Below are 2,005 nucleotides of genomic sequence, written 5' to 3'. Positions count from 1 at the left end.
TGTCGCACAATCTTTGTGCGGTATTGCCATAAGAGTCTGTTCGGCATAGACAGAAAAGGAGAGATCACATGCTGACTGTAAAAGAAGTATATGAAGCCATTGACGCATTCGCACCGTTTGCCTCGCAGGAATCGTGGGACAACTCCGGCTTGCTGGTGGGCGGTATGGCACAGCCTGCCGACCGCATTCTCACCACGCTGGATATTTCCGAAGCCATTGTGGCACAGGCGGTGGCGGAACAGGTGCAGCTGGTGGTGGCACATCACCCTGTGATTTTTTCGCCGCTGAAAACGCTGCCGCCGGACAGTCCGGTCTACCAGCTGGCGGCTCACGGCATTGCAGCGATCTGTGTGCACACGCCGCTGGACATGGCACCGCTGGGGCTGAACACCTTTGCACATACCCTTTTGGAAAAGCCGCTGGCTCTCCAGGGTACACAGGAAGTGCTGGAGCCGTCGTGGACGGACGGCAGAGGCTTCGGGTGGATCGACACCAGTGCCCGCACATGGACACCGCAAACGCTGGCACAGACGCTGCAAACGGCATTCGGGGAAGTGCGGTATTCCGCCGCAGAGCGTTCCATTCGGAAAATTGCCTACTGTTCCGGCTCGGCTGCGTCCATGCTGGAACTGGCTGCGGCAAAGGGCTGTGACGCTCTGATTACCGGCGACATCAAGCACGACCGGTGGTATGCGGCAGAGTTTGCCGGCATCGCTCTGTTCGATTGCGGGCACTACGGCACGGAACGCTTTGCCGCCGGCATTCTGGCGGAACAGATCCGAAAGGCGTTGCCCGTGGCACAGGTGACAGAGAACGCCGGCAGAAATCCGGCTGAGTTTTGCAGGGGAGTGGAAAAAGCATGAGTGTTTGGAAGTGTCCGGTATGCGGTTCGTTTATGCAGCACCGCGGGAAATCGTGGAGCTGTGCACAGGGACATAACTTCGATATGGCGAAAAGCGGCTATGTGAATCTGCTGCCGGTGAACCGGAAGCACGCCAAGAATCCGGGGGACAACGCCGTGATGATGCGTGCCCGCAAGAATTTTCTGGACGCGGGGCATTACGCTCTGCTGTTACAGGCTCTGGAACAGGCGGCAGTGCGGTACGGCAGAGCCGGCGGCGTGCTGTTAGATGCGGGCTGCGGCGAGGGCTATTATACCGAGGGCGTTTCGAAAGCACTGGCACAGGCGGATCTGCAAATGGAAACCTACGGCGTGGATATTTCCAAGAGTGCGGCAGATGCGGCGGCGAAACGCTGCCCGAATGCCCATTTCGCGGTGGGGAGCGTGTATCACTTGCCGGTGGCAGACCGGTGCTGTGATATGCTGATGACGATTTTTGCCCCCTACTGCGGCGAGGAGTACCACCGTGTGCTCCATAAGGGCGGCACTATGCTGATGGTGATTCCGGGGCAGCAGCATCTGTGGGGGCTGAAAGAAGCGATCTACGATGTGCCCTATCCCAACGCAGTGCGGGACTATGCACTGGACGGCTTTGAACTGATACAGGCGGAGTATGTGGACAGCTGGCTGAAGCTGGACGATCCGGCAGATATTCAGAATCTGTTTCAGATGACACCGTATTACTATAAGACCGGACGGGAGGAACACGCCCGACTGGAACAGCTGGAAAGCCTGTCTACGCAGATCTCTTTCGAGATCTTGCAGTATCGGGCGGTGGAAACGGAGCAGGTGATGTGATAGGGAGTGGGCATTGTTTGTCCGTAAATGCCGAAAATTTGACGACGATTTTCGTGCTTTCCGGCATTTTTTGTTTCTGCGTTTATCCGGTTTCATCGAATTACACAGCGTGTAAAAGATTTTACGGAAGAACCCCTCCACCGCCTAACGGCGGTCCCCCTCGTACTGAGCGGTCCCCTCTGCCCTGCGGGCATCTCCCCACCCCGTGGGGAGTCACCCCTTTCAGGGGAGGCTAATTTCTGTAGTTCTTGCTACAATTTTTTACCAACAAAAATCCCCCGGCGGGGCAAACAGGCGGCTTGCCCG

Annotated in this window: 2 protein-coding genes; both read left to right on the top strand. The window is 57.2% G+C overall.

The window, feature by feature from the left end:
- The first annotated feature begins 68 nt into the window (after window positions 1-68).
- Window positions 69-863 carry a Nif3-like dinuclear metal center hexameric protein gene (locus RUMCAL_RS09445; protein WP_021682556.1) on the top strand — a complete coding sequence of 265 codons (795 nt, stop codon included), beginning with the start codon at window positions 69-71 and terminating at the stop codon, window positions 861-863.
- Complete coding sequence (locus tag RUMCAL_RS09440; RefSeq protein WP_021682555.1) at window positions 860-1,699, top strand: putative RNA methyltransferase; 840 nt, start codon at window positions 860-862, stop codon at window positions 1,697-1,699. The genes RUMCAL_RS09445 and RUMCAL_RS09440 overlap by 4 nt, the downstream gene beginning before the upstream one ends.
- Window positions 1,700-2,005 lie beyond the last annotated feature (306 nt).

This window comes from Ruminococcus callidus ATCC 27760 (genome assembly GCF_000468015.1).
Classification (GTDB): domain Bacteria; phylum Bacillota; class Clostridia; order Oscillospirales; family Ruminococcaceae; genus Ruminococcus_C; species Ruminococcus_C callidus.
This window is presented reverse-complemented; position numbering and strand designations above follow the sequence as displayed.